The organism is Bacillus sp. PSXD-155, assembly GCF_049310765.1.
In the GTDB taxonomy this organism is placed as follows: Bacteria; Bacillota; Bacilli; order Bacillales; family Bacillaceae_G; genus Bacillus_A; species Bacillus_A cereus.
Genome location: NZ_JBMOWC010000033.1, coordinates 1 through 23,763, shown reverse-complemented (window position 1 = coordinate 23,763; position 23,763 = coordinate 1). Strand labels below are relative to the sequence as shown.

The following is a 23,763-nucleotide window of genomic DNA, read 5'->3' as shown; positions in this document are numbered from 1 at the left end:
GGGACCTAGTATTACCCGTGGTGGTAAGGGATTTTGTACTTTTCTTTATGATATAATATGAGAGGTGAGAATAGAAAAAGGAGTTTTCTTGTATGGAAGCGAAGAAGTATCAAGCCTTTTGGCGTGGGGCTATTATATTAACGATTGCAAGTTTTGTTACAAAAGTATTAAGCGCTTTTTACCGTATTCCATATCAAAATATAGCAGGGGATATTGGTTTTTATATTTACCAACAAATTTACCCGTTTTATGGATTTTGTTTAATTTTAGCTACTTATGGGTTTCCTGTTATCATTTCAAAAATGGTTGCAGAACGACTAGAGTGGGGAAAACAGAGAGAAGCAGAAGAAATTATTTGTGTATCTTTTTGGTTTTTATTAGGAATTGGTTTTATAGGTTTCTTTACATTGTTTTTTGGGGCCGAAACAATCGCGATAGCTATGGGCGATATGCACTTAGATAAGTTGCTACGTGTTATTTCATTTTCGTTCTTATTGATGCCGTTTTTGTCTGTAGCAAGAGGGTATTTTCAAGGGTTCAATAATATGATGCCAACGGCTGTTTCGCAAGTAATAGAACAAACAATTCGAGTTTCTATTATTGTATTTTTATCGCTATTCCTAATTGCTCACAGATTTGATTTATATACAGTTGGTGCAGGGGCTATGTTAGGCTCAATTGCGGGTGGACTTATTGGGATTATTGTACTTATGTTGTATATGCGTCGAGATTTTCGTTCCATATTTTTTAAACGTGTAGCGAGAATTAAGGGTAAAAGGAAGATAATTAAAATCCTTTTTTGGCAGGGGTTAGCGATTTGTGTTAGTAATTTAGTGCTTATTTTTATACAGATGGCTGATTCAATGTCCTTGTACACTTTACTTATTGGTGCGGGAGAACAGACTGAAAGTGCAAAAGTATTAAAGGGTGTTTATGATAGAAGTATTCCGCTAATGCAATTAGGTACTGTTGTGACGACTTCTTTCTCGTTATCACTTATTCCAATTATTACAGCGGCGAAAGAAAGAGGAGATCTTTCCTTTATTCAAGAAAAGGTAAAGTTAGCAATGAAAATAACATTTGTTATTGGATTTGCAGCAGCTATTGGACTAACTTGTATTATTCAACCTACGAATATTATGTTGTTTGAAAATAGTGATGGATCAGATGTTTTATCTATTTTATCTTTATCTATTTTATTTAGTTCATTGTCAATTACGACGGCTTCTATTTTACAAGGGTTGGGACAAACATTTAAGCCAGCATTATTTGTTGTATTTGGAGGTTGCTTAAAGTTAGCGTTAAATTATATATTCATGCCTTATTTTGGTGTGAAAGGGGCAGCCTTAGCGACTTTATGTGCGTTAATCATAATTTCTGGACTAAATAGTTTGTTGCTTATGAGAGCTGTATCAGTGTCACTTATCAATAAGCGAAATATGTTAGGTGTAGTAATTAGTGGTATCTGTATGGGGTTTGTATTAATGATGTTCACGCGTGTGTTGCAGATGTCTGGATTAGTAATTGATACGGAACATAGAGCGAGCGCGACGCTTGAAGCGTTGTTAGGTGTAGCCATCGGCGGATTGACATATATGTTTTTTATTTTAAAATTACGTGTATTTACAAAAAAAGAATTAGGAACTGTTATGAAACAAGAGAAAAAAGAAGGTTCATTGAAGAAGAGTGGATAGAGGTGACAGGTTGTGAGTGGAATCATTACTGTTTTAGGTTTAGGTGCTGGTGAATTAGATCAGCTAACGATGGGTGTATATCGAAAAATAAAAGAAGCAGATCATCTGTTTGTTAGAACGAAGGAACATCCAGTTATAGAAGAATTGGAGAAAGAAGGCATACAATATACGGCTTTTGATGCTGTATATGAAGCACATGATACGTTTGAAATTGTATATGAAACAATTGCGAATAAATTGCTAGAACAAGCTGAAGGTACAGAAATTATCTATGCGGTTCCGGGGCATCCACTTGTAGCAGAAAGAACAGTTCAGCTATTGTTGGAAAAAGGAGACGTTTCAAATGTTGAAGTGCGAATTGAGGGTGGACAAAGTTTCCTTGATCCTATGTTTGCAAGCCTAAAAATTGATCCGATTGAAGGATTTCAATTACTTGATGCTACATCATTTGAAAGAGGGCAATTAGAATTACGTCAACATTTAATCTTTTGCCAAGTATATGATGCATTCGTTGCATCTGATGTGAAATTAACATTAATGGAGATGTTGCCAGATGATTATGAAGTGTATATCGTAACAGCTGCAGGAACTTCATTTGAACAAGTAAAGAAGGTACCGTTGTACATGTTAGATCATGAAACGGAATTGAATAATTTAACAAGTGTGTACGTGCCACCTGTTCAGGAGCGTGCGTCCTTGTATCAACAGTTTGATGTTCTTAGAGAAATTATTGCAGACCTGCGTGGTCCAAATGGTTGTCCGTGGGATAAAAAGCAAACGCATCAATCATTAAAGAAATATTTAATTGAGGAAGCTTATGAGGTGTTGGAAGCAATTGATGAAGAGGATGATGATCACTTAGTAGAAGAATTAGGTGATATATTATTACAAGTTATGCTTCATGCTCAAATCGGAGAAGATGAAGGTTGGTTCTCTATAGATGATATCATTCGAACTCTATCTGAAAAAATGGTTCGTCGTCATCCACATGTATTTGGAAATACGGATGTAAACAATGCTGATGAAGTGATTGCCAATTGGGAAGAAATTAAAAAACAAGAAAAAGGATTCGTGAAAGAATCTGTTTTAAATGGCGTTCCTAAAAGTTTGCCGCAGTTACTACGCGCCTTTGAAATTCAGAAGAAAGCTGGTAAGGTTGGATTTGATTGGGTTGATGTGCAGCCGATGATAGAGAAAGCTTTGGAAGAATGGCAAGAGTTCCAACAAGAAGTTACAAACATGGATGAGGAAAAGATGCTAGGTGAGTTTGGTGATTTACTATTTGCATTTGTTAATATAGCCCGTCATTACAAAATAGATCCAGAAGAGGCGTTACGTTCAACTAATGAGAAATTTACTGGTCGTTTTTTATACATGGAGGCAAAAGTAGCTGAAATGAATAAAGAGATGGAAGATTTATCATTAGAACAGTTAGATGTTTTATGGGAAGAAGCGAAACAAACAGAGCGTTAATAGGGGGATTTGATATGCGTCTAGATAAGTTTTTAAAAGTGTCACGTTTAATAAAAAGAAGAACATTAGCGAAAGAAGTAGCTGATCAAGGAAGAATATCTATTAATGGTCAAGTGGCAAAAGCGAGTTCTGATGTGAAAGTAGCTGATGAATTAACAATTCGTTTTGGTCAAAAAATAGTGACTGTAAAAATAAATGAATTGAAAGAAACAACTAAAAAAGAAGATGCAGCAAATATGTATAGCTTAGTTCGTGAAGAAAAAGTAAAAGCGGAAGAAGGCTTGTTCTAAAATCATGTATCCCCTCATACATTACTATTAGCTAGTAAAAACCTATGGGGGGATTTACGTGAATAATGGTTACTCACCTACGTCTTCTAATCAACAAAATGTTTCTGTAGAACATGACATTATTATGCGTGGCAGGCGTATAATTGATATTACCGGTGTGAAGCAGGTAGAGAGTTTTGATAGCGAAGAGTTTTTGCTAGAGACCGTAATGGGTTTTTTAACGATTCGTGGTCAAAATTTACAAATGAAAAATTTAGATGTAGAAAAAGGTATTGTGTCGATTAAAGGGAAAGTTAATGAGATGCTGTATATTGATGAAAATCAAGGGGAAAAAACTAAAGGTTTCTTTAGTAAGTTGTTTAAATGAGTCTAACAATTCAGTTGTATACAATGCTTTCAATGATTGGAATGGGTGCTTGGATTGGAGCGTCTTTAGATACATATCAACGTTTTTTAAAGCGCCAAGAACGTAAACGTTGGCTTGTATTTATACAAGATATATTATTTTGGATTGTCCAAGCATTATTCGTCTTTTATGTATTGCTTCTCGTAAATGAAGCTGAACTACGTATATATGTGTTTTTGGCATTGTTATGTGGTTTTGCGGCATATCAAAGCTTACTGAAAGCACTATACATGAAGCTGTTAAATTTTCTCATCTATATTTTTATGCAAACAACATATTTTTTTGTTCGAATTATACAGCTACTCATGATAAAACCTGTTATTATTATAGCGCAGCTATTTATTGCATTTATATTATTCTTATTTCGTATACTGCTTTCAATTGGACATGTGTTATGGAAAATTGTGATTTGGATATTACTTTTCATATGGAAAGTTTTTTTCTGGCCTGTTCGATTTATTGCTTCGCTCATATGGAAACTTCTCCCTAATCGTGTTAAACTTTTTATAGTGAAACATATAGGGTTCCTGCAATATATAGCAAAATTGAAGGGACATATCTTCCAAATATGGGAGCGTATAAAAAAGAAGTTAGGGGGACCTCGGAAATGAGGGAACTGAGACAAAGAACAATCGAAAAACAGAGTCCAAATCCTGTTAAAGAGCATATAATACAAACGGATGAGAACAGGAAGCGACTTTATCGCCGTTTAGCGGTTTTTCTTGTCTTTACTTTTACAATTATTGCGAGTATTAGTGTAACGTTTTATCAACAAAACAGTTCCATTAAAGCAAAAGAAGCAAAAGTTAAGGACATGAAAAAAGAACTGGATTCATTAACGAATAAAGAAAAAAGTCTAAAAGACGAAGTTCAAAAGTTAAATGATGAAGAGTACGTATTAAAGATTGCTAGAAGGGATTATTTCTTCTCTGGTAAAGGGGAGATAATTTTTCCTGTTTCGAAGTAGAGTATGTCTTATTGACACTATATTTTAGGATTATATATAATAAAGTAAAATTTGACTTTTTAACCACTAAGGAGGAGCATTTTTTTTATGTCAATCGAGGTAGGCAGCAAGTTACAGGGTAAAGTAACAGGTATTACAAATTTTGGGGCTTTTGTGGAGCTGCCAGAAGGCTTAACTGGTCTTGTTCATATTAGTGAAGTTGCTGATAACTATGTAAAAGATATTAACGATCACTTAAAAGTGGGCGACCAAGTAGAAGTAAAAGTTATTAATGTTGAAAAAGATGGAAAGATTGGTTTATCTATCAAAAAAGCGAAAGAACGTGAAAAAACAGAAGGAGATCGTCCACGTGGTGAATACCAACGCGGTGGTGATCAACAACGTTCTGGACGTCCACAACGTAATAATCGCTCTTTCAACAGAGATAATCGTGGTGGCGGTAACGACCGAGCTCCAAAAGAAACATTTGAGCAAAAGATGGCGCGCTTCTTAAAGGATAGCGAAGATCGTTTAACTTCTTTAAAGCGTAACACAGAGTCTAAACGTGGTGGCCGTGGCGCACGTCGCGGATAATAAGGCCGTTTAGTTTTTAACATATAGAGAGGTACCCAGAGTGATGGCTCAGGGTGCTTTTTTATATGTGAAAATATATTTTAAAAAAGTTTTCAAGATGTGTTGACTTTAAATAATATCTGATGTAAGATACTAATTGTCCGTTAAATACGACGACATGGCGGTGTAGCTCAGCTGGCTAGAGCGTACGGTTCATACCCGTGAGGTCGGGGGTTCGATCCCCTCCGCCGCTATATTTATTTTAACGGCCCGTTGGTCAAGTGGTTAAGACACCGCCCTTTCACGGCGGTAACACGGGTTCGAATCCCGTACGGGTCATCTAAAAAGATCATGCAAATTTGCATGATCTTTTTTTGTTAAATGGATTAAGACATACAACACTTCTACAAAATCACCCTATATTTTCTGAATATTTAATTAAAAAATCAAGGATAACTTACATACCGTGTATATCTGTAGAGTTATTTCGAATAAAAAGTCGAACGATTATAAAAGTGAAAACTGTTGTTTTGACAAAAATCCCAACAATCATCTTTTATAATGACAGTAATTAAACTATGCAGGTGGTGTTAAAAATATGCCTAAAGCAGGAAGGAATACTATGAATACAAGTGCATTGGCAATGAATGAGAGTCAGCTTGGAGGAATAAAGTGGACGAGTAAGTTGCGAATGAAATTCGAACAAGTTTTCTTTAGATGGGGATTTATTATTGTTGTTATTGGTTTTCTTTTGGGAAGAGCATATATATTAACAAATATTTTACCGTTTGCACTACCGTTTTTTGCTGCTGTTTATGTTATGAAGCGGGATAAGATGCCGCTAGCATTTTTAGCTCTAATGGGAGGAGCTCTTTCAGTCTCGATAGATAATTTGTTTTTTACTTTTGCATCTATCTTTACTTTCTTCATTTATAATATCTTCTTTAGTAGATTTACACGTAAAACCGTTGGACTTGTTCCATTTCAAGTATTTATCTCCGCATTAACCGCACACTTAGTTGTTGTATATTTTGCGCAACAAACTGTCACCATGTACGATTTACTCGTTAGTACCATTGAGGCTGGGCTTAGTTTCGTATTAACTATGATATTTTTACAAAGTGTCCCGCTTTTAGTGGAAAGGAAAGGAAAGCAACAGGCGTTAGAGACGGAAGAAATTGTTTGTTTGATTATATTACTAGCATCTGTTTTAACGGGTACAACAGATTGGTTTGTATATGATGCTTCTATTCAACATATTTTTACAAGGTATTTAGTACTAGTATTTGCATTTATTGCGGGTGCTGCTACAGGATCTACAGTGGGGGTCGTAACAGGATTGATATTAAGTTTAGCAAATGTGTCTAGTTTGTCTCAGCTTAGCCTTCTCGCTTTTTCTGGATTACTTGGTGGGTTGTTAAAAGAAGGGAAGCGTTTAGGTGTTAGTTTAGGTTTATTAATAGGGACAAGCTTAATTACATTATATGTAGACAAGCAGACAAATATTGTAACAACTTTAATTGAGTCAGGTGTAGCGATTGCTATCTTCTTATTAACGCCAAAGCTTGTTTTGGATCGTATTGCTAAATTTATGCCAGGTACACAAGAGCATTCGCAAGATCAACAACAATATTTAAGAAGGATGCGTGATGTTACAGCGAACAAAATCAACCAATTCGCAAATGTATTTGCTGCTTTATCTAATAGTTTTTCTGTATATGGGTATGTAGAGGAAGAAGATAAAGAGACAGAAGCAGATTTGTTTTTGAGTACAATTACTGCGAAAACATGTCAAACGTGCTTTAAAAAGGATCAATGCTGGGTAGTGAATTTCGATAAAACGTACGATTATATGAAACAAATAATGAATGAAACGGAAGAAGGAACCCTGCAACATAATCGTAAATTAGTTCGTGAGTGGGATAAGCATTGTGTGAGAGGGAAAAAAGTGACGGATTTAGTAGCGGGTGAATTAGATCACTTCTATGAGGGGCAAAAATTGCGAAAACAAATGAAGGAAAATCGTAGAATAGTAGCGGAGCAACTATTAGGTGTATCAAAGGTTATGGAAGATTTTGCTAAGGAGATACAACGAGAGCGTGAAAATCATCAAGTGCAGGAAGAGCAGATTATGCAAGCGTTCCGTGATTTTGGTGTCGAAGTAGAGCATGTTGATATTTATTGTTTAGATAGAGGAAGTATTGATATTGAAATGTTGATTCCAGTTGCATCTAATGAACATGGTGAATGTGAAAAGTTAGTTGCACCGATGCTTTCGGATATCCTTAAAGAAAATATTGTCGTTAAACATGAAGAAAAGTCTTCTTATCCGAATGGCCACAGTTTAATATCATTTGGTTCGGCGAAGACGTATTCTCTTGATACAGGATTGGCTACAGCCGCAAAAGGCGGTGGGTTTGTTTCGGGTGACTCTTATGCGATGATGGATTTAAGTGTTGGTAAATACGCACTTGCGATTAGTGATGGTATGGGTAATGGGCAAAGAGCTCATATGGAAAGTAAGGAAACGGTGAAATTATTACAAAAAATACTCCAATCGGGTATTGATGAAGAAATAGCTATTAAGTCTATCAATTCAATTCTTTCTTTGAGAACGACAGAAGAGATGTTTACAACATTAGATTTAGCTATGGTAGATTTGCGGGATGCGAGTGCTAGGTTTTTAAAGATTGGATCAACCCCGAGTTTTGTTAAACGCGCGAATAATATTTTGAAAATTGAAGCAAGTAATTTGCCGATGGGAATCATCGAAGATGTTGAAGTTGATGTGGTGGGTGAACAATTAAAAACGGGCGATATCCTTATTATGATGAGCGATGGGATTTTTGAGGGCGCGCAGCATGTAGAGAATCATGAATTATGGATGAAGCGGAAAATTAAAGAATTGCAAACCGAAGACCCGCAAGAAATTGCTGATATCATTATGGAAGAAGTGATTCGCTCTTGTGATGGTTATATAAATGATGATATGACTATTGTGGTGGCAAAAGTGAAGAAAAATATGCCGAAGTGGGCTACGATTCCGATTGTAGGAATGCAGGCGCAGTAAAATATAAGTGGAATGTTTATCTATAATTTGATTTTAAAAACCTAGGTGAATACCTAGGTTTTTTTGTGGGAAAAGGTAATGTTATTGATTTTATGAATATACACGGAGGATGTAAGATAAAAATGTAATTTTTGTATATCTTTTTTTTGCACAATGTTTGTAAAAGTTGTACCATTATAGACAAGGTAACTAACGTTGCTGTTCTTGTTTAATGAAAGGTGATTGCGAAGTTGAAAGATACATTTGTTGAAAAAGTAGATGACTTTGTAAAGCAGCATGATGTATTAAAGAATGATTCAACAATTGTTGTGGGAGTTTCTGGTGGTCCTGACTCGTTAGCCCTTTTATATTATTTATTAGAAAAAAGAGCGGAAAAACAGTTGGAAATTGTAGTAGCTCATGTAGATCATATGTTTAGAGGTGATGAATCTCATGAGGATTTACAGTTTGTGCAGGACCTTTGTGAAGAACTAGGAATTATTTGTGAAACGATAAGGATTAATGTATCACAATATCAACAGCAATACGGAATGAATGCACAGGTTGCTGCTAGAGAATGCAGATATGCATTTTTGGAAAGAATAATGAAGAAATATGATGCAAGATATGTTGCTCTTGGACATCATGGAGATGATCAAGTCGAGACAATTTTAATGCGTCTTGTAAGAGGGAGTACTCCGAAAGGATATGCAGGAATTGCAGTGAAGCGTCCTTTTCATAATGGATATTTAATTAGGCCGTTACTTGGGGTAACGAAGGAAGAAATTGTTGATTACTGTAATAAGCTAAATTTAATTCCACGTATAGATCCGAGTAATAAAAAGGAAGTATATACAAGGAATCGATTACGTAAATATGTCCTTCCTCACTTAAAAGAAGAAAATCCACAAATGCATGAGAAATTCCAAAAATTTAGCGTGCAGATGCAAGAGGATGAGGCTTATTTGCAGGAATTAGCTTTTGAGAAAATGAATAAAGTAATTACAAAAAAAAGTGATAAACAAATTAGCTTATCAATTCCTGCCTTTGAATCCATGTCTATGCCTTTACAAAGAAGAGGGATTCAACTAATATTAAACTATCTTTATGAATATAAGATTCCATCTTCTCTTTCTTCTATACATATTGACAAGGTGATTGAGTTTTTTAAGCGGACACAACCTTCAGGTTCACTTGATTTTCCAGGTGATTTGAAAATTGTTCGCACATACGAGGAGTGTAGCTTTAGATTTAAACAAGAAATTGTCTCTCCTTTTTTGCAAGATTTATCAGTACCCGGGACCATTACACTATTGAACGGGGATGAATTTGTAACAGAGGTGAGCGAAGATATACCAAGTAACATGAATGAAACAGTATTTGTTGCTAAGTATAATGATATATCATATCCACTTCGTATTCGTTCTAGGGAAAATGGAGATCGCATGTCAATACAAGGTATGGATGGCACGAAAAAGATAAAAGCTATTTTTATCGAAGCGAAAGTACCAAAAGAAAAAAGAGAAGAATGGCCGGTCGTTTGTGATGCAAGTGGGAACATTATTTGGGTACCCTTGTTGAAGCGATCTGCATTTGCAATTTCGAAAGAGATGGCAAAGAAGGGTAAATATATGATTATTCACTACAAAAGCAAGGAGTCTTCCGGGAGGATAATGAAATGATGAATCAAGATATCGAAAAAGTATTAATTTCTGAAGAACAAATACAAGAAAAGGTGCGCGAACTAGGTGCAGTTATTGCAGAGGATTATAAAAACACAGTACCTCTTGCAATTGGTGTATTAAAAGGCGCAATGCCATTTATGGCAGATTTATTAAAGAGAACAGATACATATCTTGAAATGGATTTTATGGCTGTATCTAGTTATGGTCACTCTACAGTTTCAACAGGCGAAGTGAAAATTTTAAAAGATCTTGATACTTCTGTAGAAGGTCGCGATATTTTAATCGTCGAAGATATTATTGATAGTGGTCTTACACTAAGCTACTTAGTAGACTTATTCAAATATCGTAAAGCGAAGTCTGTAAAAATTGTTACATTATTAGATAAGCCAACAGGCCGTAAGGTTGATCTGAAAGCGGATTATGTTGGATTTACTGTTCCACATGAATTTGTAGTAGGATATGGATTAGATTATAAAGAGCAGTACCGTAATCTTCCTTATGTAGGCGTATTAAAACCAAGCGTTTACTCAAATTAATTAAATACAGGCTTTACAATTGTATAGGAAAGTTTTTCTATGTTACGATTTACTATAGTGTTTATGCCGTGAGAGGAGGTTAGGAATGAATCGTATCTTCCGTAATACCATCTTTTATTTACTGATATTCTTAGTAGTAATTGGAATCGTGAGCTATTTTAATGGTTCGACACAAAAAACGACATCAGTTAGCTACGACAAATTCATTACTAAACTAGAAAGCGGTGAAGTGCGTAATGTGCAACTTCAACCGAAAAATGGTGTATTTGAGGTAAAAGGACAATTCAATAACTCTAGCCAAGGAGAACAATTTGTTACTTATGCACCAAATACTGAGGAATTACAAAAGAAAATCAATGATAAAGCGAAAGGTGCCGAAGTTAAGTATCAACCAGCAGAAGAAACAAGTGCTTGGGTAACATTCTTTACTTCAATCATTCCGTTTGTCATCATCTTCATTTTATTCTTCTTCTTATTAAACCAGGCTCAAGGCGGCGGTAGCCGTGTTATGAACTTCGGGAAAAGTAAGGCGAAGTTATATAATGATGAAAAGAAAAAAGTTCGTTTCAGAGATGTTGCTGGGGCGGATGAAGAGAAACAAGAACTTGTCGAGGTAGTTGAATTCTTAAAAGACCCTCGTAAGTTTTCTGAAGTTGGTGCCCGTATTCCGAAGGGTGTCCTATTAGTTGGACCTCCAGGTACAGGTAAAACTTTATTAGCACGTGCTGTTGCAGGTGAGGCTGGCGTTCCATTCTTCTCTATCAGTGGTTCTGACTTTGTAGAGATGTTTGTCGGTGTCGGTGCATCACGTGTACGTGATTTATTTGAAAATGCAAAGAAAAATGCTCCTTGTATCATTTTCATTGATGAAATTGATGCAGTAGGTCGTCAACGTGGCGCAGGTCTTGGTGGTGGTCATGATGAGCGTGAGCAAACATTGAACCAGTTACTTGTTGAAATGGATGGATTCGGTGCAAACGAAGGTATTATTATCATTGCTGCGACAAACCGTCCAGACATTCTTGACCCAGCGTTATTACGTCCAGGTCGTTTTGACCGTCAAATTACAGTAGATCGTCCAGATGTAAATGGCCGTGAAGCTGTACTGAAAGTACATGCGCGTAATAAACCGCTTGATGAGCATATTAATTTAAGAGCAATTGCGACTCGTACACCAGGATTCTCTGGTGCGGATCTTGAAAACTTATTAAACGAAGCTGCTTTAGTAGCTGCACGTCGAGATAAGAAGAAGATTGATATGAGTGATATCGATGAAGCAACGGATCGTGTTATTGCAGGTCCAGCTAAGAAAAGTCGTGTTATCTCTGAAAAAGAACGTAATATCGTTGCTTTCCATGAAGCAGGCCATACTGTAATTGGTGTTGTTCTTGATGAAGCTGATGTCGTTCATAAAGTAACAATTGTCCCTCGTGGTCAGGCTGGTGGATATGCGGTAATGCTTCCGAAGGAAGATCGTTACTTCATGACAAAGCCAGAGTTACTTGATAAAATCACTGGTTTACTTGGTGGTCGAGTAGCTGAGGAGATTGTATTTGGTGAAGCAAGTACAGGTGCTCACAACGATTTCCAACGTGCAACTGGTATTGCAAGACGTATGGTTACGGAATTCGGTATGAGTGATAAGCTTGGACCGATGCAATTTGGTAGCTCACAAGGTGGTCAGGTATTCTTAGGAAGAGACTTCCATTCAGAACAAAACTACAGTGATGCAATCGCACATGAAATTGATGTGGAAATGCAAACAATTATTAAAGAATGTTATGCTCGTGCGAAACATATTCTTACTGAAAAACGAGATAAGCTTGATATTATCGCGAAAACGTTACTTGAAGTAGAAACATTAGACGCAGAGCAAATTAATCATTTATATGATTATGGCAGATTACCTGAGCGTCCAACATCTTCAGATGATGTGAAAGTAAACATCAATATGAAGAAAGACGATGAAGATAAAGAAGATAAGTAAGAAATGAAGGAGTGACTATCGTCACTCCTTTTTTGTTTGTTAAGATTTTTGTTAATTACTATTAAGGGCTTAGTGGATAAAGTAATTTAAGTAAAACTAGTATTAAAAATTGAAATAGAGAGCAATCTTTTTGTAAAATGATGAGGATAGGAAAGCTGATTATATAAGTATGTGTGATATGATGTTTTTATAAGTTTTATACATACTACACAAATATAGATTAAATAAGATAAGTGGTGAGAATATGATTTTTGTATTGGATGTAGGGAACACAAATGCTGTACTAGGCGTGTTTGAAGAGGGGGAACTTCGTCAGCATTGGCGCATGGAAACAGATCGTCATAAGACAGAAGATGAATATGGAATGCTTGTAAAACAGTTACTTGATCATGAGGGTCTTTCGTTTGAAGATGTGAAAGGTATTATTGTGTCTTCAGTCGTACCACCAATTATGTTCGCTTTAGAACGTATGTGTGAAAAATATTTTAAAATTAAACCGCTTGTAGTAGGGCCTGGAATAAAAACGGGGCTAAATATTAAATATGAAAATCCACGTGAAGTAGGCGCAGATCGAATTGTAAATGCAGTAGCGGGAATCCAATTGTATGGAAGTCCACTTATTATTGTTGATTTTGGTACGGCTACTACATATTGTTATATTAATGAAGAAAAGCATTATATGGGTGGAGTTATTACGCCAGGAATTATGATTTCAGCAGAGGCTTTATATAGTAGGGCAGCAAAACTTCCTCGTATTGAAATTACAAAACCGAGCAGTGTTGTTGGGAAGAATACAGTAAGTGCGATGCAATCAGGTATTCTTTATGGTTATGTAGGACAAGTGGAAGGTATTGTTAAGCGTATGAAAGAAGAAGCTAAACAAGAACCGAAAGTTATTGCAACAGGTGGATTGGCGAAATTAATTTCAGAAGAATCGAATGTAATTGATATTGTAGATCCATTTTTAACGTTAAAAGGCTTGTATATGTTATATGAGCGTAATGCAAATTTACAGCATGAGAAAGGTGAATAAATAAGTATGAAAGATTATTTAGTAAAAGCGTTAGCGTTTGATGGAGAAGTACGTGCGTATAGTGTACGTACAACGAATACAGTAAGTGAGGCACAAAGACGTCATGATACATGGAGGACAGCTTCGGCGGCACTTGGTCGTTCTTTAACTGCAGGTACAATGATGGGTGCGATGTTAAAAGGTGATCAAAAGTTAACGATTAAGGTAGAAGGTAATGGTCCGATTGGCCCTATCTTAGTAGATGCTCATGCAAATGGGGATGTACGTGGCTACGTAACGAATCCACATGTTGATTTTGAAGGAACGGAACAAGGGAAATTACGTGTATATCAAGCTGTAGGTACAGAAGGGTTTGTAACAGTAATTAAAGATATTGGTATGCGTGAGCCGTTTATCGGTCAATCTCCAATCGTTTCGGGAGAACTAGGGGAAGATTTCACGTATTATTTCGCAGTTTCTGAGCAGACGCCTTCTTCTGTTGGTGTGGGTGTACTTGTAAATGGAGATGACAGCGTATTAGCGGCGGGTGGATTTATCCTTCAAATTATGCCGGGCGCACAGGAAGAAACAATTTCATTCATTGAAGATCGTTTGCAAAAAATCCCGCCTGTATCAACATTGATCGAACAAGGTCTTTCTCCAGAAGAGCTACTATATGCAGTCCTTGGAGAAGATAAAGTAAAAGTATTAGAAACAATGGATGTTCAATTTAATTGTACGTGCTCACGTGAACGTATTGAGAGTGTGTTAATTAGTTTAGGTAAAACAGAGTTAGAGCAAATTCGTGAAGAAGAAGAAGAAACAGAAGTTCATTGTCATTTCTGTAATGAACGATACAAGTTCTCTAAAGAAGATATTACAAATTTAATTGAGAATTTGTAATAAGGGGATTAACCCTCCGAATAGATTGACAAACAGGGAATTTTCTGACAAAATCTAAATATAGATAAAACCAATAAAAATACTCGGTGTTAGGAGTGACAGGAATGCGAGTGGCACAATCAGTTTCAGAATTAATCGGGAAAACGCCGATCGTTAAGTTGAACCGCATCGTAGAATCAGACAGCGCAGATATATACTTAAAACTAGAATTTATGAATCCAGGGAGTAGCGTTAAAGATCGTATTGCACTAGCTATGATTGAAGATGCTGAAAAAAAGGGATTGTTAAAAGAGGGCGATACAATCATTGAGCCAACAAGTGGTAACACAGGGATTGGTTTAGCGATGGTAGCGGCTGCTAAAGGATATAATGCAATTTTAGTAATGCCAGAAACAATGAGTATTGAGCGTCGTAATTTATTACGTGCTTACGGTGCTGAATTAGTATTGACTCCAGGTCCTGAAGGGATGGGTGGAGCAATTCGTAAAGCGACTGAATTAGCGAAAGAGCATGGCTACTTTATACCACAACAGTTCAAAAACCAATCAAATCCAGAAATTCACCGTTTAACAACAGGTCCAGAAATTATTGAACAAATGGGCGACCAATTAGATGCGTTTATTGCAGGTATTGGTACAGGTGGAACGATTACTGGTGCTGGTGAAGTGCTGAAGGAAGCGTATAAAGATATTAAAATTTATGCAGTAGAACCTGCAGATTCACCAGTATTATCTGGTGGGAAACCAGGTCCACATAAAATCCAAGGAATTGGGGCGGGATTTGTTCCGGAGACGTTGGATGTAGAAGTATATGATGAAATTATTCAAGTGAAAACAGAGCAAGCATTTGAATATGCGAGAAGAGTGGCTAAAGAGGAAGGTATTTTAGTTGGTATCTCTTCAGGCGCAGTTATTTATGCAGCAACAGAAGTTGCGAAAAAGTTAGGTAAAGGGAAAAAGGTACTTGTTATTATCCCGAGTAACGGTGAACGTTATTTAAGTACACCACTTTATCAATTTGAATCATAATTAAATGCGATTGAAAAAGCATCCTTGAAAAAGGATGCTTTTTCTTTTTGGATTGGAAATAGGAAAAGAGTGAATGACTAGAAAACTTCATGTAAAATAAGAGGTAGTATAATTAAATTATTTTCACTAGCCTTCGAGTATAATCAATCTCTATATAAATAACTTATGTAGTTGGAGCTGGTTCATCTAAGAGGGTGGGATAAAAGAAGACGGGGTGTTGATATGCAACGAAGAAAATCTTTAGCGCTTTCTATTCCATATCAGTTAGATTTCTTTAAGCAATATAAATTTCTTTCTCAGGATAAGCCGCAACATATTTTGCTGGAAAGTGGACGTGGCGGTCGTTATAACATAGTGGGTTTAAACCCGGTATCGGTAATCCAAGGGAAGGGTGAAAAGTTACATATAAGTGAAAGCGGTAAGGAAACAATAAAAAGAGGGAATCCATTAGATTTAATGCAAGAATATATGGAGAAATGGAAAACAGACTACAATCCAGAGTACCCGCCTTTTCAAGGTGGTGCAATTGGCTACTTTAGTTATGATTGTATCCGTTATATCGAAAAACTCCCTTCTCTTGCAGAGGATGATCTGAATATACCCGATATATACTTTTTATTATTTGACGATGTGTTTGTCTATGATCAAAAAGAAAAGCTATTGTGGATTATTACACATTATGTAGATAAGCATGCAGAAGCAGAAGAACGTTTAAATGAATGGAAGGATCTTTGGGTGGCAGAAGTGCCTGAAGTGACTATGCCGTTTGAACGTCCTAAAAAGAAAAACGAAGCGGTTGCCTTTACAGAAACAGGCTTTATGAAGGCAGTTGAATGTATTCAAGAATATATTGGGGCGGGTGATGTGTTCCAAGTAAACTTGTCGACGAGACAAGAAAGAACTTTACAAACGCATCCACTAGAAATTTATACAAGTCTTCGTGAAATTAATCCATCTCCATATATGGGTTACCTGGAGCTTGGGGATTTTCAAATTGTTAGTGGATCGCCAGAGTTGTTAATTAAGAAACAAGGAACTGAAGTAAGTACAAGACCAATTGCTGGAACGAGATCTAGAGGCGCGGATGAGCAAGAGGATGAAGAATTAGCAAGAGAATTAATTGAGAACGAAAAAGAAAGAGCAGAGCATGTAATGCTTGTGGATTTAGAAAGAAATGATTTAGGGCGTGTTTGTAAATATGGCACTGTAGAAGTAGATGAATTTATGGTAATTGAGAAATACTCACATGTTATGCATATTGTTTCTAATGTGCGTGGTGAGGTGGAAGAAGATAAAGATGCTTTTGATTTAGTGAAGGCTGTATTCCCTGGTGGAACAATTACTGGTGCCCCGAAAATACGTACAATGGAAATTATTGAGGAATTAGAACCTGTTCGCCGAGGGATTTATACAGGTTCAATCGGTTGGATTGGTTATTCTGGAGATACAGAATTGAATATTGTAATTAGAACACTTCTTGCTAAAGATGGAAAAGCTCATGTACAAGCGGGGGCGGGAATTGTAATTGATTCAAATCCGGAAAATGAATATAAAGAGTCGTTAAAAAAGGCGATTGCTTTATGGCGTGCAAAAGAACGTAGCGAAGAAACGGTTAGGTGAGAGAAATGATATTAATGATTGATAATTATGATTCTTTTACATTTAATTTAGTGCAGTTTCTTGGAGAACTTGGACAAGAGCTCGTTGTTAAACGTAACGATGAAGTGACGATTTCAGATATCGAGAATATGAAACCAGATTTTCTAATGATTTCTCCAGGTCCATGTAGTCCTAATGAAGCGGGGATTAGTATGGAAGTTATTAAATACTTCGCGGGGAAGGTTCCGATTTTTGGAGTTTGTTTAGGGCATCAATCTATTGCACAAGTGTTTGGTGGAGAGGTTGTTCGTGCAGAGCGATTAATGCATGGGAAAACTTCGCTTATGCATCATGATGGAAAGACGATTTTTTCGGATATTCCTAATCCGTTTACTGCGACGCGCTATCATTCCCTTATTGTTAAGAAAGAGACGTTACCAGATTGCTTAGAGGTAACATCTTGGACGGAGGAAGGGGAAATTATGGCACTTCGTCATAAGACATTGCCGATAGAGGGTGTGCAATTCCATCCGGAATCTATTATGACTTCTCATGGGAAAGAGTTATTGCAGAATTTCATTCGTAAATACAGTCCAAGTGCGACATTATGTTAATTTACGTAAATGGTCAGTATGTAGAAGCAAGTGAAGCGAGAATTTCTCCTTATGATCATGGTTATTTATATGGTCTTGGAGTTTTTGAAACGTTTCGTATTTATAATGGTCATCCTTTCTTATTGGATGATCATTATGACCGTTTAATAGAGGCGCTGGATACATTGCAAATTAAATGGACAATGACAAAAAATGATGTGATGCTTATTTTGAAAGATTTACTCGCTAAGAATGAATTGAAGCATGCATATGTACGTTTTAATGTATCGGCAGGTATAGATGAAATAGGATTACAAACGGAAATATACGAAGAGCCTTCGGTTATTGTTTTTATAAAACCTTTAACAGCTCCAGGAGATGTAGTAGAAAAAGAAGGTGTTATTTTAAAACAAGTGCGAAATACACCGGAAGGGACATTTCGCCTGAAGTCTCATCACTATTTAAATAATGTTTTAGGTAAGCGTGAAATTGGAAATGTTGTGAGCAAGGAAGGTATTTTCCTTACTGAAGCAGGTTATGTTGCAGAGGGTATTGTTTCGAATCTATTTTTTGTGAAAGGTGATGTTTTATATACACCTTCGTTAGAGACAGGTATTTTAAATGGTATCACTCGTGCGTTTATTATAAAGAGTGCTGAAGAATTAAATATAGAAGTAAAGGAAGGTTTCTTTACAAAAGATGAGCTACTTTCAGCGGATGAAGTCTTCGTAACAAACTCCATTCAAGAAATTGTTCCGCTTTATCGTATAGAAGCGCAGGATTTCCCGGGTAAAGTAGGAGTGGTTACAAAAAGTTTAATGTACCTTTATGGAATGCAAAGAGAGAAATTATGGAGCAGAAATGAATTACGAAGAGGAGATGTGTAGTTTGAAGTGGGATTATGATTTACGCTGCGGCGAATATACATTGAATTTAAATGAAAAGACATTAATTATGGGGATTTTAAATGTAACACCAGATTCGTTTTCTGATGGTGGGAGTTACAACGAGGTAGATGCTGCGGTACGTCACGCAAAAGAAATGCAAGGTGAAGGTGCTCATATTATTGATATTGGTGGCGAATCTACTCGCCCAGGTTTTGCTAAAGTATCAGTAGAAGAAGAAATAAAGCGAGTCGTCCCGATGATTCAAGCAGTTTCAAAAGAAGTAAAATTACCTATATCTATCGATACATATAAAGCTGAAGTTGCAAAGCAAGCAATTGAGGCTGGTGCTCATATTATTAATGATATTTGGGGGGCGAAGGCGGAGCCGAAAATTGCTGAAGTCGCAGCCCATTATGATGTACCCATCATTTTAATGCATAACCGTGATAATATGAATTATCGTAATTTAATGGCGGATATGATTGCTGATTTGTATGACAGTATTAAAATTGCTAAAAATGCTGGTGTGCGAGATGAGAATATTATTTTAGATCCAGGTATCGGTTTTGCTAAAACACCGGAGCAGAACTTAGAGGCGATGCGTAATTTAGAACAGTTAAATGTGCTAGGTTATCCGGTTCTCTTAGGTACTTCGAGAAAGTCCTTTATTGGGCACGTATTAGATTTGCCAGTAGAGGAACGCCTTGAGGGAACGGGAGCTACTGTTTGTCTTGGTATTGAAAAGGGCTGTGAGTTTGTTCGTGTCCATGATGTGAAAGAAATGGCGCGTATGGCTAAAATGATGGATGCGATGATTGGTAAGGGGGTAAGGTAATTGGATAAAATTTATATCCACGATATGGAATTTTATGGTTATCATGGTGTGTTTCCAGAGGAGAATAGATTAGGTCAGAGATTTAAAGTTGACTTAACGGTGGAGTTGGATTTAAAGCGTGCAGGGGAAAGTGATGACTTAGAGCATTCGGTCAATTATGGAGAGCTTTTCGAATTATGTAGAAAAGTTGTTGAGGATAGAAAGTATAAGCTTGTGGAGAGTATCGCTGAAAATATTGCTGCAGATATATTAAAGCAATATAAAAGTATTTCACGGTGTACAATTAAGGTGATTAAACCAGATCCGCCGATACCGGGCCATTATCGCGCTGTAGCAGTAGAAATTACGAGAGAACGTCCATGAATAATATAGCGTACATTGCATTAGGGTCAAATATTGGAGAGCGTTATACGTATTTAACTGAAGCCATTCAGTTTTTAAATAAAAGTCCGTATATTCAAGTTGATGATGTTTCGTCAGTGTATGAAACTGATCCAGTTGGCTATACTGACCAAAGTTGTTTTTTAAATTTAGTTATAAAAATTTCTACCAATTTATCACCGCAAGAATTATTGAAAGTAACACAAAAAGTAGAAAATGACCTAGGAAGAAAAAGGGAAATTAGGTGGGGGCCGAGGACTATCGACCTTGACATTTTACTTTATAATCAAGAGAATATTGAAGCAGAGAATCTTATTGTTCCGCATCCGCGGATGTTCGAAAGAGCTTTTGTTATCGTTCCGTTGTTAGAGATTAATCAAGATATAAAACAAAACATTTCACGTTCACAAGTAGAAGAAATGAAAAGGCGAGAGGGAGTAACGGTATGGAAGCAGAAAAATGGGGAAGACGCATTCGTGCTTTTCGAAAGCTAAAAGGCTACACGCAAGAAGGTTTTGCTAAAGAATTAGGGGTATCAGTATCTGTTTTAGGTGAAGTTGAGAGAGGGAATCGATCGCCTTCTCAAGATTTTGTAGTAGAAGTTGCTAAGGCGTTAAATGTTTCGATAGATGAATTAATGCCAAAGTGACTGTGCAGGAAGGAGTAGGTTGATTGTTAAAGATTGCAAATATTGAGATGAAAAATCCGGTTGTATTAGCACCGATGGCGGGAGTGTGTAACTCTGCATTCCGTTTAACAGTTAAAGAATTTGGTGCAGGTTTAGTTTGTGCTGAAATGGTAAGTGATAAGGCAATATTACTGAATAACAAAAGAACATTAGATATGTTATATATTGATGAGAGAGAAAAACCATTAAGTTTACAAATTTTCGGTGGAGAGAAAGAAACGCTTGTAGATGCTGCGAAATACGTAGATAAATATACGACAGCAGACATTATTGATATTAATATGGGTTGCCCAGTACCGAAAATCGTTAAATGTGATGCGGGGGCAAGGTGGCTTCTAGATCCAAATAAAATATACGAAATGGTAGCAGCGGTTGTAGATGCTGTTGAAAAGCCGGTTACGGTTAAAATGCGTATCGGTTGGGATGAAGAACATATTTTCGCAATAGAAAATGCTAGAGCTGTTGAGCGTGCTGGCGGACAAGCTGTGGCGGTTCACGGACGTACGCGAGTGCAAATGTATGAAGGGAAAGCAGATTGGGATATCATTAAACAAGTAAAGCAAGCTGTGAATATCCCGGTTATCGGAAATGGTGATGTCGAAACACCGCAAGATGCGAAGCGTATGCTTGATGAGATTGGTGTAGATGGTGTTATGATTGGTCGTGCAGCTCTTGGGGATCCATGGATGATTTATCGTACGGTAAAGTATTTAGAGACAGGTGAATTAATGCCGGAACCAACAGTCCGTGAGAAAATTGATGTATGTATGTTGCATCTAGATCGTCTTATCGATTTAAAGAACGAAAATGTTGCTGTAAGAGAGATGAGAAAGCATGCGGCTTGGTATTTAAAAGGTGTTCGTGGTAATGCGAGTGTGCGTAATGGTATCAATACTTGCAACACGCGTGAAGACCTTGCGAATGTATTAGGTGCATTTGTAGAAGAAGTAGAGGCGAAACAACAAACAATTTACGTTGGTTAATAAGGAGGACGGAGAAGATTGACATTCTTCTACACACTTCCTATAATTACGTGAAAGAAAGAAGAACTGCCAGTTAGTTGCTGGCAGTTTTTCTAGTTGAGTAGAAAATGCTATACTGTATATATTGTAAAAATTAATAGAGCTGGAGTGATATCAATATCATGGATAACATGAACCACGAAGAATTAAACGACCAATTGCTTGTTCGTCGTGAAAAGCTACATAATTTACGTGAGCAAGGAATCGATCCGTTCGGTAAACGATTTGAACGCACAAATTCAACAACCGACTTAGTAAGTCTATATGGAGAATTCTCTAAAGAAGAATTAGAAGAGAAGGAAATCACGGTTTCTATCGCTGGTCGTATTATGACAAAACGCGGTAAAGGAAAAGCTGGATTCGCACACATTCAAGATTTACACGGACAAGTTCAAATTTACGTTCGTAAAGATACTGTTGGAGATGAAGAGTACGAGTTATTTACGACAGCAGATTTAGGTGACTTAGTAGGTATTGAAGGTAAAGTGTTCAAAACAAACGTTGGAGAACTTTCAGTAAAAGCAACAGGATTTACGCTTTTAACGAAATCTCTTCGTCCATTACCGGATAAATACCATGGATTAAAAGATGTTGAACAACGATACCGTCAACGTTACTTAGACTTAATTACAAGTATGGAAAGTCGTGAAACATTTGTTACTCGTAGTAAAATCATTCGTGAAATGAGAAGATATTTAGATGACAACGGTTATCTTGAAGTAGAAACGCCTATGATGCACGCGATTGCGGGTGGAGCATCTGCTCGTCCTTTCACTACGCATCATAATGCGTTAGATATGGAATTATATATGCGTATCGCAATTGAACTTCATTTAAAACGTCTTATTGTGGGCGGATTAGAAAAAGTTTATGAGATCGGCCGTGTATTCCGTAATGAGGGTGTATCAACTCGTCATAATCCTGAGTTTACGATGATTGAATTATATGAAGCGTACGCTGATTATAATGATATTATGAAACTAACAGAAAATATGGTTGCTCATATTGCGAAAAAAGTATTGGGTACAACAACGATCCAATATGGTGATTATGAAATTAATCTAGAACCAGAATGGACACGTCTTCATATGGTAGATGCAATTAAGCAACACTCTGGAGCGGATTTCTGGACGCCGATGAGTGTAGAAGAAGCGCGTGAGCTTGCAAAAGAACATAATGTAGAAATTAAGGATACAATGGAAGTTGGTCATATCATTAATGAGTTCTTCGAGCAAAAAGTAGAAGATAAATTAATTCAACCAACATTTATTTACGGTCATCCGGTAGAAATTTCGCCACTTGCGAAAAAGAATGACGAAGATCCACGATTCACAGATCGTTTCGAGTTATTTATCGTTGCACGTGAACATGCAAATGCATTCACTGAGTTAAACGATCCAATTGATCAAAAAGAACGTTTTGAAGCTCAATTAAAAGAGCGTGAGCAAGGTAATGACGAAGCTCACATGATGGATGATGATTATATCGAAGCTCTTGAGTACGGTATGCCTCCTACGGGTGGATTAGGAATCGGTATTGATCGTCTAGTTATGTTATTAACAAATGCACCATCTATTCGTGATGTATTATTATTCCCTGCTATGCGTCATAAACAAGACTAAGCTTTGGAGATTTCTCCAAAGCTTTTTTTATTTGAGTATGAGTTGCGTGGGTATAATAGATCTTGATGGTGCGAGAAATTATATTTATATAGAAGAAATGTGCTGTTTTTATACTTTTTTACTAAGTTAAAAATTTTATTAGAAAAACTATTGCATTTTAATAATTAAACTGGTATATTTATATCCGTTGCCACGAAAGGTAACAAGCAAAACAAACGAAAAACAACTTATTGAAAAAAGTTGTTGACGAAAATATAACAAAATGTTATATTGATAAAGTCGCTTGTGAGCGACAACGTAGTTCTTTGAAAACTGAACGAAACAAACAACGTGAAACGTCAATTTTTATTTTTAGATGCTAGACAAACTAACTTTATTGGAGAGTTTGATCCTGGCTCAGGATGAACGCTGGCGGCGTGCCTAATACATGCAAGTCGAGCGAATGGATTGAGAGCTTGCTCTCAAGAAGTTAGCGGCGGACGGGTGAGTAACACGTGGGTAACCTGCCCATAAGACTGGGATAACTCCGGGAAACCGGGGCTAATACCGGATAA

The 23,763-nt window shown here is 36.7% G+C and carries 23 protein-coding genes, 2 tRNA genes and 1 rRNA gene; all 26 read left to right on the top strand.

Features of this window, described 5'->3' with window-relative positions; translation table 11 throughout:
* The first annotated feature begins 92 nt into the window (after nucleotides 1-92).
* On the top strand, nucleotides 93-1,694 hold the full coding sequence (locus ACO6VI_RS24915; RefSeq protein ID WP_088019998.1) for a putative polysaccharide biosynthesis protein: 1,602 nt from the start codon (nucleotides 93-95) through the stop codon (nucleotides 1,692-1,694).
* Nucleotides 1,695-1,706: 12 nt separating this feature from the next.
* Nucleotides 1,707-3,167 carry a nucleoside triphosphate pyrophosphohydrolase gene (mazG, locus tag ACO6VI_RS24910; RefSeq protein ID WP_000014278.1) on the top strand — a complete coding sequence of 487 codons (1,461 nt, stop codon included), beginning with the start codon at nucleotides 1,707-1,709 and terminating at the stop codon, nucleotides 3,165-3,167.
* A 14-nt stretch (nucleotides 3,168-3,181) separates the two neighbouring features.
* A complete protein-coding gene (locus tag ACO6VI_RS24905) occupies nucleotides 3,182-3,457 on the top strand; it encodes an RNA-binding S4 domain-containing protein (protein ID WP_001234876.1) in 276 nt (91 codons plus the stop codon).
* Between the two features lie 58 nt (nucleotides 3,458-3,515).
* The gene (gene yabP, locus ACO6VI_RS24900) at nucleotides 3,516-3,824 is read left to right on the top strand and encodes a sporulation protein YabP (protein ID WP_001059104.1); all 309 of its coding nucleotides are present in this window, start codon (nucleotides 3,516-3,518) and stop codon (nucleotides 3,822-3,824) included.
* Nucleotides 3,821-4,474 (top strand): spore cortex biosynthesis protein YabQ, encoded by a 654-nt coding sequence (gene yabQ, locus ACO6VI_RS24895; RefSeq protein ID WP_000059781.1) that lies wholly within the window; start codon nucleotides 3,821-3,823, stop codon nucleotides 4,472-4,474. Before yabP ends, yabQ begins: the two co-directional genes overlap by 4 nt.
* Nucleotides 4,471-4,830 (top strand): cell division protein DivIC, encoded by a 360-nt coding sequence (gene divIC, locus ACO6VI_RS24890; RefSeq protein WP_001208739.1) that lies wholly within the window; start codon nucleotides 4,471-4,473, stop codon nucleotides 4,828-4,830. The genes yabQ and divIC overlap by 4 nt, the downstream gene beginning before the upstream one ends.
* A gap of 87 nt (nucleotides 4,831-4,917) precedes the next feature.
* On the top strand, nucleotides 4,918-5,403 hold the full coding sequence (locus ACO6VI_RS24885; RefSeq protein ID WP_000021451.1) for a S1 domain-containing RNA-binding protein: 486 nt from the start codon (nucleotides 4,918-4,920) through the stop codon (nucleotides 5,401-5,403).
* A gap of 159 nt (nucleotides 5,404-5,562) precedes the next feature.
* Nucleotides 5,563-5,636, top strand: a tRNA-Met gene (locus ACO6VI_RS24880).
* Nucleotides 5,637-5,649: 13 nt separating this feature from the next.
* Nucleotides 5,650-5,721: transfer RNA gene (locus tag ACO6VI_RS24875), tRNA-Glu, on the top strand.
* 259 nt (nucleotides 5,722-5,980) lie between these two features.
* Nucleotides 5,981-8,452, top strand: coding sequence for a stage II sporulation protein E (gene spoIIE / locus ACO6VI_RS24870; protein ID WP_001123550.1), 2,472 nt, complete (start codon nucleotides 5,981-5,983; stop codon nucleotides 8,450-8,452).
* Nucleotides 8,453-8,682: 230 nt separating this feature from the next.
* On the top strand, nucleotides 8,683-10,113 hold the full coding sequence (gene tilS / locus ACO6VI_RS24865; protein WP_000655457.1) for a tRNA lysidine(34) synthetase TilS: 1,431 nt from the start codon (nucleotides 8,683-8,685) through the stop codon (nucleotides 10,111-10,113).
* Nucleotides 10,110-10,652, top strand: coding sequence for a hypoxanthine phosphoribosyltransferase (hpt, locus tag ACO6VI_RS24860; protein ID WP_000981846.1), 543 nt, complete (start codon nucleotides 10,110-10,112; stop codon nucleotides 10,650-10,652). The genes tilS and hpt overlap by 4 nt, the downstream gene beginning before the upstream one ends.
* 85 nt (nucleotides 10,653-10,737) lie before the next feature.
* Nucleotides 10,738-12,639: an ATP-dependent zinc metalloprotease FtsH gene (ftsH, locus tag ACO6VI_RS24855; protein WP_001079669.1), complete on the top strand. Its 1,902-nt coding sequence runs from the start codon at nucleotides 10,738-10,740 to the stop codon at nucleotides 12,637-12,639.
* A 244-nt stretch (nucleotides 12,640-12,883) separates the two neighbouring features.
* A complete protein-coding gene (locus tag ACO6VI_RS24850; RefSeq protein WP_000578365.1) occupies nucleotides 12,884-13,672 on the top strand; it encodes a type III pantothenate kinase in 789 nt (262 codons plus the stop codon).
* A 6-nt stretch (nucleotides 13,673-13,678) separates the two neighbouring features.
* Nucleotides 13,679-14,554, top strand: a complete 876-nt coding sequence (gene hslO / locus ACO6VI_RS24845; RefSeq protein ID WP_000656367.1) for a redox-regulated molecular chaperone HslO — start codon at nucleotides 13,679-13,681, stop codon at nucleotides 14,552-14,554.
* A gap of 104 nt (nucleotides 14,555-14,658) precedes the next feature.
* Nucleotides 14,659-15,582 (top strand): cysteine synthase A, encoded by a 924-nt coding sequence (gene cysK, locus ACO6VI_RS24840; protein WP_001261712.1) that lies wholly within the window; start codon nucleotides 14,659-14,661, stop codon nucleotides 15,580-15,582.
* Nucleotides 15,583-15,804: 222 nt separating this feature from the next.
* The gene (gene pabB / locus ACO6VI_RS24835; RefSeq protein WP_001189713.1) at nucleotides 15,805-17,202 is read left to right on the top strand and encodes an aminodeoxychorismate synthase component I; all 1,398 of its coding nucleotides are present in this window, start codon (nucleotides 15,805-15,807) and stop codon (nucleotides 17,200-17,202) included.
* Nucleotides 17,203-17,207: 5 nt separating this feature from the next.
* On the top strand, nucleotides 17,208-17,795 hold the full coding sequence (gene pabA / locus ACO6VI_RS24830; protein ID WP_063546187.1) for an aminodeoxychorismate/anthranilate synthase component II: 588 nt from the start codon (nucleotides 17,208-17,210) through the stop codon (nucleotides 17,793-17,795).
* Nucleotides 17,789-18,661 carry an aminodeoxychorismate lyase gene (pabC, locus tag ACO6VI_RS24825; RefSeq protein ID WP_422424325.1) on the top strand — a complete coding sequence of 291 codons (873 nt, stop codon included), beginning with the start codon at nucleotides 17,789-17,791 and terminating at the stop codon, nucleotides 18,659-18,661. Before pabA ends, pabC begins: the two co-directional genes overlap by 7 nt.
* Complete coding sequence (folP, locus tag ACO6VI_RS24820) at nucleotides 18,636-19,496, top strand: dihydropteroate synthase (protein ID WP_002103948.1); 861 nt, start codon at nucleotides 18,636-18,638, stop codon at nucleotides 19,494-19,496. The genes pabC and folP overlap by 26 nt, the downstream gene beginning before the upstream one ends.
* Complete coding sequence (gene folB, locus ACO6VI_RS24815; RefSeq protein ID WP_000358070.1) at nucleotides 19,497-19,859, top strand: dihydroneopterin aldolase; 363 nt, start codon at nucleotides 19,497-19,499, stop codon at nucleotides 19,857-19,859.
* Nucleotides 19,856-20,371, top strand: a complete 516-nt coding sequence (gene folK / locus ACO6VI_RS24810) for a 2-amino-4-hydroxy-6-hydroxymethyldihydropteridine diphosphokinase (RefSeq protein ID WP_001059456.1) — start codon at nucleotides 19,856-19,858, stop codon at nucleotides 20,369-20,371. Before folB ends, folK begins: the two co-directional genes overlap by 4 nt.
* Nucleotides 20,323-20,526, top strand: a complete 204-nt coding sequence (locus tag ACO6VI_RS24805; protein ID WP_000387030.1) for a helix-turn-helix domain-containing protein — start codon at nucleotides 20,323-20,325, stop codon at nucleotides 20,524-20,526. The genes folK and ACO6VI_RS24805 overlap by 49 nt, the downstream gene beginning before the upstream one ends.
* Nucleotides 20,527-20,549: 23 nt before the next feature.
* A complete protein-coding gene (gene dusB, locus ACO6VI_RS24800; protein WP_000912249.1) occupies nucleotides 20,550-21,548 on the top strand; it encodes a tRNA dihydrouridine synthase DusB in 999 nt (332 codons plus the stop codon).
* Between the two features lie 161 nt (nucleotides 21,549-21,709).
* Complete coding sequence (gene lysS, locus ACO6VI_RS24795; RefSeq protein WP_000369686.1) at nucleotides 21,710-23,209, top strand: lysine--tRNA ligase; 1,500 nt, start codon at nucleotides 21,710-21,712, stop codon at nucleotides 23,207-23,209.
* Nucleotides 23,210-23,582: 373 nt separating this feature from the next.
* Nucleotides 23,583-23,763: ribosomal RNA gene (locus tag ACO6VI_RS24790) — 16S ribosomal RNA — on the top strand; the annotation flags it as partial.